The following is a 7,745-nucleotide window of genomic DNA, read 5'->3' on the forward strand; positions in this document are numbered from 1 at the left end:
CAGTTGGTTAGAGTGCCGGCCTGTCACGCCGGAGGTCGCGGGTTCGAGCCCCGTCACTCGCGCCACTTCTCATGAAGTGGTTCCAGCAGCGATCGAATGAAGAGGCCGGGCTCACGCTCGGCCTTTTTCGTTTCTGGATATATTCCGGCCGTTCCCACCCTTCGTCATTGCGAGCGTAGCGAAGCAATCCAGGGCGGTTTGCGCGGCTCTGGATTGCTTCGCTACGCTCGCAATGACGGCGGCGGGATCAGTTGGCTTTGGTCGTAACCGGAGCGCTCCAGCGCCCGGTTTCCATCCATATCAGGAAGCGCTTGAGCGGCAGCAGCCACACTACGCCCAGCACGATGTATACCGGCGTCTGGGCAAGGGCATTCCACTCACCGATCAGCGCGGGCACGTAGCTGGCGATGAGCATGGCATAGAGCCCCAGCGCGACGACCAGCAGGAGCACCCCGAAGGGGATTCGCCAGGTTGGTGTCTCGCGCATGTCAGGTCCTCTTTATATGCTATATATCCGCGTCGGCGTGACCACGGCGGCGAGCGGCCGGTCGTGGGCTTCGATGGGCAGTTCCTCGGCCAACTGGCAGTCCCATGCAAGCCCGATCGCGGTGGCCTGCGGATGGGTCGCCAGCCAGCGGTCGTAATGTCCGCCGCCCTGGCCGAGGCGATGCCCTTCGGCAGTGAACGCCACGAGCGGCACGATCACGACATTCGGCACTGCGTTTTCGCTCTCGGCCGGCGGCTGGAGGGCCCGCCACGGTCCCGTTTCGAGGCTTTGGTCGTCCCACGGGTTGTCCCAGACGCGAAACTCCATGGCGGCTTCACGCGCCGGGAAAAAAGGCAGGGCGATCCGGCGGCCGTTCTCCGACAGCCAGCGCGCCCAGCCCAGCGACGGCGCTTCGGAACCTGCCGGATGATAGAGCCCGACGGTCGCATCTTCAGGAATGAGCGCGAGGATCGGCGCAGGCGGGCGGTTGAGAATCAGCGCGCGCAGCCCCTGCGGCAGGGCCTCGACATGCTCGGCCCGCGCCTGCCGGAAGCGCTTGCGCAAGGCAGCCTTCTCATCCGCGAGAAGAAGGGCCTGAGAATGTATGGGGGGTGACGGGTCCACCATGGGTCGTTTCCTAGAAATCCTCTGACGCCTCGACGTCAGGTGGGGACCATGTGTTCCGGACCAGGATCCGGGCAGGGACAGCCCCCAATGGATTGCTTATAGCCTCAGGGATGTTCGAACGGCACGTGCCGGGCAGATCCCGTCGCTCTCTATCTAGGCGCTTGCGGCTTCAGTCTCAAGGAGGTCGGCAAGATTTTCGACGCGAGAGGCGATGCGCGCCAATCTTTCCGCGAATTGCGCGGGGATTGCCGGGACTTCGATCGGCAGGACCGCCTGCGGTTCGGGACGAGAGCGCAGTTCGTGCAATTCGTCCGCCATCATCAGTGCGGCGAAGAGGAGCATCCGCGTCTCGGTCTGCCCGACCGCGCCCGATGCCGTGGCCTTCGAATCGATCAGCCGGGCGAGACGAAGGATATGCGCTTCCTCTCCGTCCGCGCACGCGAGCATGAATTCGCGCCCGCCGATCCCGAGCGTCACGTTGCCCATCAGGCGTCCTCCGCCTGGGCGCGCTGGGCGAGAAGTGCGTCGAGCCCCGACAGCGACTGGCTGATGCTCGCCTTCAGATCCTCATGGCGGCGGCGCAAGTCCGCGCCCTTGGCAATGCAGGTGGGGGCCGCGTTCTCTATCCGCGTTAATGCGGCCTCGATGCGGTCGAGCGCAAGCAGGGAGATGGAGCGCGTGGATGCGCTTTCCTCGGTGGCCGCGCCGATCGCCCGGCCCTTGAGCGGGTTTTCCATGGCCAAGCGCTGCGCCGGTTGTGGCGGCCGGGCAAGCAGTTGGCGCGGGTTGTTCACAATCTTGTCACTTGTCTGCGCTTGAATAGTGCGGAAGATACGATGGGCTGCAGGACAATATCCGATCTGCGCGTGAAGAGGGTGAAATCGGGCGGTGAACTTGACGGGAGGCGACCTCTGCCTAAAGGGGGTCGCGAAATTCGAATCGTCCCGCATTTTTGCGCGTACCCGGAGTAATCCCATGACCCTCGCTTCCGACCGTCTTGCGCCGATGGCCAACGCCATCCGGGCGCTTTCGATGGATGCGGTTCAGGCGGCGAACAGCGGCCACCCCGGCATGCCGATGGGCATGGCCGACGTCGCCACGGTGCTCTTCGCCAAGTTCCTCAAGTTCGACCCCTCGGCGCCCAAGTGGGCCGACCGCGACCGCTTCGTGCTGTCGGCGGGCCATGGCTCGATGCTGGTCTACTCGCTGCTGCACCTGACCGGCTACGCCAGCCCGACGCTGGAGGACATCAAGAACTTCCGCCAGCTCGGTTCGGTCTGCGCCGGTCACCCCGAGAACTTTCTGATCGAAGGCATCGAATGCACCACCGGGCCGCTGGGCCAGGGCGTTGCGATGGCCGTGGGCATGGCGATGGCCGAGCGCCACCTCGCCGCGACGTTCGGCGACGACCTCGTCGATCACAACACCTGGGTCATTGCCGGTGACGGCTGCCTCATGGAAGGCGTCAACCACGAGGCGATCGGCCTTGCCGGCACGCTCAAGCTGGGCCGTCTCAAGGTGCTGTGGGACGACAACAAGATCACCATCGACGGTGACGCCTCGCTCTCGACCTCGGAAGACATTCCGGCACGCTACCGCGCTTCGGGCTGGGACGTGTTCGAGTGCGACGGCCACGACTTCGCCGATATCGAGCGCGCGCTGGGCCAGGCTGCCGCTTCGGACAAGCCCACGCTGGTCGCCTGTCGCACCCTGATCGGCAAGGGTTCGCCCAACAAGCAGGGCGGCCACGACGTCCACGGCTCGCCGCTGGGCGATGCCGAGATCGCCGCAACCCGCGAGAACATCGGCTGGGCCCACGCTCCGTTCGAGATCCCGGCCGAGATCCTCGCCGACTGGCGCTCGCTGGGCGAAAAGGGCGCGAAGCTGCGCGCCGAGTGGGACGCCCGCCTTGCCGCTTCGGACAAGGGCGCCGAGCTGACCCGCCGCATGAACGGCGAACTGCCCTCGGGCGAGGAAGCCGCGAAGACTTTCGCAGGCTGGCTGGAGAGCGAAACCACCGTCGCGACCCGCAAGGCGTCGGAGAACGTGCTCAACGTCCTCGCGCCGCTGGTGCCCGAGATGGTCGGGGGCTCCGCCGACCTCACCGGTTCGAACAACACCAAGGCGAAGTGCCAGTCGGCGTTCTCGGCCAAGGACTACGCCGGCCGCTACGTCTACTACGGCATCCGTGAATTCGGCATGTCGGCGGCGATGAACGGCATGGCGCTGCACGGCGGCGTGATCCCCTACGGCGGCACCTTCCTGATCTTTTCGGACTATGCCCGCAACGCGATCCGCATGTCGGCGCTGCAGCAGACCCGCGTGATCTACGTGCTGACCCACGATTCGATCGGCCTTGGCGAAGATGGCCCGACTCACCAGCCGGTCGAGACGGTCATGTCGCTCCGCCTGATCCCGAACCTCTACGTGTTCCGCCCGGCCGACGTGATCGAGACCGCCGAGTGCTGGCAGATCGCGCTGGAAAGCGCCGAGACGCCATCGGTCCTCGCGCTGACCCGCCAGAACCTGCCGCAGCTGCGCACTTCGGGCGAAATGCTCTCTGCCCGCGGCGCCTACACGCTGCGCCGCGCCGAGGGTGACCGCAAGGTGATCCTGATCGCCACCGGTTCGGAAGTCGAACTGGCCGTGAAGGTGCAGGGCGCACTGCAGGCCCAGGGCATCGGCGCCGACGTCGTCTCGATGCCGTGCATGGAACTGTTTGAGGCGCAGGACGCGGCGTACAAGCACGAAGTCCTGCCCAACGACCCGTCGATCCTGCGTGTCTCGATCGAGGCGGGCGTGACACACGGCTGGGAGCGTTTCACCGCATTCAGCCGCAATGGCGGCCTCAACATCGGCCTCGACCGCTTCGGCGCCTCGGCCCCGGCCAAGGTCCTGTTCGAGCGCTTCGGCTTCACCGTCGATGCGATCGTGCCGCAGGTTCTGGAAAAGCTCAGCAGCTAAGAATACCACCTAAGAGGAGATTAGGATTATGGCGACCAAGGTTGCGATCAACGGTTTCGGACGTATCGGGCGCAATGTCGCCCGCGCCATTCTCGAGCGTACCGACCATGACCTCGAGCTGGTGTCGATCAACGACCTCGCCAGCGCCAAGGCCAATGCCCTCCTCTTCAAGCGCGACAGCGTCCACGGCGCATTTGCGGGCACCGTCGAAGTCGACGGCGACGACCTGATCATCAACGGCAAGCGCATCAAGGTGACCGCCGAGCGCGATCCCGCGAACCTGCCGCACGCCGCCAACGGCGTCGACATCGCGCTGGAATGCACCGGCTTCTTCACCGACAAGGCCTCGGCCTCGAAGCACATCGAAGCCGGCGCCAAGCGCGTGCTGATCTCGGCGCCTGCCAAGAACGTCGACCTCACCGTCGTCTACGGCGTGAACCATGACGCGCTCACCGCCGAGCACACCGTCGTGTCGAACGCATCGTGCACCACCAACTGCCTGGCGCCCTTCGCCAAGGTCCTGCACGAGAAGATCGGTATCGAGCGCGGTCTGATGACCACGATCCACTCGTACACCAACGACCAGAAGATCCTCGACCAGATCCACTCCGACCCGCGCCGCGCCCGCGCCGCTGCGATGAACATGATCCCGACCAGCACCGGAGCCGCCGTTGCCGTCGGTCTCGTGCTCCCGGACCTCAAGGGCAAGCTCGACGGTTCGTCGATCCGCGTGCCGACCCCGAACGTCTCGGTCGTCGACCTGACCTTCGTGCCGAGCCGCGACACCACCACCGAGGAAGTCAACGCGCTGCTCAAGGCCGCTGCGGAAGGCGAACTCAAGGGCGTGCTCGGCTACACCGAGGAGCCGCTGGTCTCGATCGACTTCAACCACGATTCGCACTCGTCCACCATCGACAGCCTCGAAACCTCGGTTCTCGAAGGCAAGCTGGTGCGCGTGCTGTCGTGGTACGACAACGAGTGGGGCTTCTCCAACCGCATGGTCGACACGGCCGGCGTGATGGGCGGCCTGCTCTGAGACCTTGATGGGGACGGGCCGCCTTATCGGTATCGCGCGAAGGCAACGCCCTCGCGCGCCGATGGAGGAACTGCGGTCCGTCGCCGTAACTGCCGCCGCGGGAGTCCATGGGGACTTTCGCGGCGCGGTGCGTCCGGGCAAGCGGCCGCGCCGGCAGGTCTCCCTGATGGAGATCGAAAGCTGGCGGGCGGCGCTGGGCGAACTTGAAGTCTGCGGCGGCCTGTTCGGTTTCGAAGAGCCGCCATGGCATGCGCGGCGGGCGAACCTGCTGGTCGAAGGACTGCGTTTCCCGAGGGAAACCGGCTATGTCCTGGCGATCGGCAATACCCTGCGCATAGCAGTCACGATGGAATGCGATCCGTGCAGCCGCATGGAGGAAGTGGCACAGGGCCTCAAGGGCGCGCTCCTGCCGGACTGGCGGGGCGGTGTGCTGGGCACGGTGCTTGACGACGGCGATATCGCCCTGGGCGACGAGATAAGGATCGAGAGATGACGGCATTCAAGACCCTTGATGACCTTGGTGATGTGATCGGCAAGGTCGCGCTGGTGCGCGTGGACCTCAACCTGCCGATGCAGGACGGCGCCGTCACCGACGACACCCGCATCCGCGCCGCGGCGCCCACCGTGCTGGAACTCGCCGAGAAGGGCGCCAAGGTGCTGCTGCTCGCCCACTTCGGCCGCCCCAAGGGCGAGCGCGTGCCGAGCCAGTCGCTCTCGATGGTGGTCGGCGCGGTCGAGAAGACGCTGGGCAAGGAAGTGATGTTCGTGCCCGAGATCGCGGGCGACATCGTGAAGCAAGCCGTCGGCATCCTGCGCGCCGGTGACATCGCGATCCTCGAGAACACCCGTTTCTGGAAGGGCGAGGAAAAGAACGACCCCGAACTCGCCGCTGCGATCGCGGCGAATGCGGACTTCTACGTCAACGACGCCTTCTCCGCCGCGCACCGCGCCCATGCCACCACCGAAGGTCTCGCCAAGGTGCTGCCCGCTTACGCCGGTCGCTCGATGCAGGCGGAACTGGAAGCGCTCGAAAAGGCGCTCGGCACGCCCGAGAAGCCGGTCGCGGCGGTCGTCGGCGGGGCCAAGGTTTCGTCCAAGCTCGACGTGCTCAAGCACCTCGTCCGCCAAGTCGATCACCTCATCATCGGCGGCGGCATGGCCAACACCTTCCTCGCCGCCAAGGGCGTGGACGTGGGCAAGTCGCTTTGCGAGCATGACCTGACCGATACCGCGAACGATATCCTTGCCACGGCGGATGCCTCGGGCTGCACCGTCCACCTGCCGTACGACGTGGTCGTGTCGAAGGAATTCGCGGCCAACCCGCCGTCGCTGCGCATCTGCAACGTCCATGAAGTCGCGGCCGACGAGATGATCCTCGATGCCGGTCCGAACGCTGCCGAGACTTTGGGCGACGTGCTCAAGAACTGCCGCACGCTGGTGTGGAACGGCCCGCTCGGCGCGTTCGAGATGGAGCCGTTCGACGCCGCTACCGTGGCGCTGGCGAAGACCGCCGCCGCGCTGACGGCGGACGGCTCGCTGGTCTCGGTCGCGGGCGGCGGCGATACCGTGGCGGCGCTCAACCATGCGAGCGTGGCGCAGGACTTCTCGTACATCTCGACGGCGGGCGGTGCCTTCCTGGAATGGATGGAAGGCAAGGTGCTGCCCGGCGTCGCGGCGCTGGAAGCCTGACGCAAAACAACCCCGTCATTCCCGCGAAGGCGGGAACCCATCTCCTGACCTGACCTATTGCACGGGCATCAGATGGGTCCCCGCCTTCGCGGGGATGACGGACATATTGATCGTAAGGGATGACTTTGGGGCTCGCAGGGGAATGACGGATCGAAACCTTGCTCCCGCACCGCCCTGGCAGGGCCGGTACGTCACGCTCGACGGCATGCGCGGCATCGCGGCGCTGGCCGTGGCGTTGTTCCACTACAATATCTCGCAGGCCCCGCACGGCTATGTCGCGGTGGATTTCTTCTTCGCGCTCTCCGGCTTCGTGCTGTGCCGCACCTACCTGCCGCGCTGGCAGGCCGGGCTTACTACGTGGGGCTTCATGAAGCAGCGCGTGGTGCGGCTCTATCCGCTGTTCCTGGCGGGGATCGTCATTACCACGCTCTCGGCGATCTCGAACCACTGGACGGGCAAGGGCGACGTCTACAGCTACGCCAAGATCGCCAAGTCGCTGCCGCCCAACCTGCTGATGCTGCCGTCGCCCTTCACCAACACGCTGTTCCCGATGAACGTGCCGGCGTGGTCGCTGTTCTTCGAACTCGTCGCCAGCCTCGGCCTCGCGCTGGTGCTGTTCCGCCTGCCGCGCATCGGCCAGCTTGCCGTGGCGATGGCCGCCGCCTGCTTCTTCGTGCCCGCAGTGCTGGCACGCGAGGGTGGCAATCTTGGTCCGTTGTGGAGCCAGATGGGCACGACGATGCTGCGCACGACGATGTCCTTCACCGCAGGCGTGCTGATCGCCGGGCTACCCGTGAAAGAGGTCCGCCATCCCGGCTGGCTCGGTGTTTTCTGCCTCATCGCGATTCTCGCGATGCTGGTCGCCGATCCGGCGTTCATTCCCAAGGGCTGGTATGACGTCACTTGCGCCGTGCTTGTCTCGCCGCTGCTGGTCTGGCTGGG

The 7,745-nt window shown here is 65.8% G+C and carries 9 protein-coding genes; 5 read left to right on the forward strand and 4 right to left on the reverse strand.

The features are described from left to right. Nucleotides 1–247: 247 nt before the first annotated feature. The 4 genes from LH128_RS07595 to LH128_RS07610 form a co-directional block, all read right to left on the reverse strand. Nucleotides 248–487, reverse strand: coding sequence for a DUF2842 domain-containing protein (locus tag LH128_RS07595; RefSeq protein WP_008829027.1), 240 nt, complete (start codon nucleotides 485–487; stop codon nucleotides 248–250). 12 nt (nucleotides 488–499) lie between these two features. Next, nucleotides 500–1,051, reverse strand: a complete 552-nt coding sequence (locus LH128_RS07600; protein ID WP_008829028.1) for a 5-formyltetrahydrofolate cyclo-ligase — start codon at nucleotides 1,049–1,051, stop codon at nucleotides 500–502. A gap of 216 nt (nucleotides 1,052–1,267) precedes the next feature. Beyond that, nucleotides 1,268–1,600: a cell division protein ZapA gene (locus LH128_RS07605; protein ID WP_008829029.1), complete on the reverse strand. Its 333-nt coding sequence runs from the start codon at nucleotides 1,598–1,600 to the stop codon at nucleotides 1,268–1,270. Then, nucleotides 1,600–1,908 carry a hypothetical protein gene (locus LH128_RS07610; protein WP_172704990.1) on the reverse strand — a complete coding sequence of 103 codons (309 nt, stop codon included), beginning with the start codon at nucleotides 1,906–1,908 and terminating at the stop codon, nucleotides 1,600–1,602. The genes LH128_RS07605 and LH128_RS07610 overlap by 1 nt, the downstream gene beginning before the upstream one ends. A gap of 181 nt (nucleotides 1,909–2,089) precedes the next feature. Here LH128_RS07610 and tkt point away from each other — a divergent pair, with 181 nt between their 5' ends. From tkt to LH128_RS07635, 5 genes are all read left to right on the forward strand, one after another. Continuing rightward, nucleotides 2,090–4,078: a transketolase gene (gene tkt / locus LH128_RS07615; RefSeq protein ID WP_008829031.1), complete on the forward strand. Its 1,989-nt coding sequence runs from the start codon at nucleotides 2,090–2,092 to the stop codon at nucleotides 4,076–4,078. A 28-nt stretch (nucleotides 4,079–4,106) separates the two neighbouring features. Continuing rightward, nucleotides 4,107–5,114 (forward strand): type I glyceraldehyde-3-phosphate dehydrogenase, encoded by a 1,008-nt coding sequence (gene gap / locus LH128_RS07620; protein ID WP_008829032.1) that lies wholly within the window; start codon nucleotides 4,107–4,109, stop codon nucleotides 5,112–5,114. A 61-nt stretch (nucleotides 5,115–5,175) separates the two neighbouring features. Further along, nucleotides 5,176–5,607 carry an MOSC domain-containing protein gene (locus LH128_RS07625; protein ID WP_008829033.1) on the forward strand — a complete coding sequence of 144 codons (432 nt, stop codon included), beginning with the start codon at nucleotides 5,176–5,178 and terminating at the stop codon, nucleotides 5,605–5,607. Further along, entirely contained in the window at nucleotides 5,604–6,803 is a 1,200-nt protein-coding gene (locus LH128_RS07630; protein ID WP_008829034.1) for a phosphoglycerate kinase, read from the forward strand. Before LH128_RS07625 ends, LH128_RS07630 begins: the two co-directional genes overlap by 4 nt. A gap of 142 nt (nucleotides 6,804–6,945) precedes the next feature. After that, the coding region (locus tag LH128_RS07635) for an acyltransferase family protein (RefSeq protein WP_008829035.1) at nucleotides 6,946–7,745 on the forward strand (800 nt) is incomplete at its 3' end.

Source organism: Sphingomonas sp. LH128 (assembly GCF_000293195.2).
Taxonomy (GTDB): domain Bacteria; phylum Pseudomonadota; class Alphaproteobacteria; order Sphingomonadales; family Sphingomonadaceae; genus Novosphingobium; species Novosphingobium resinovorum_A.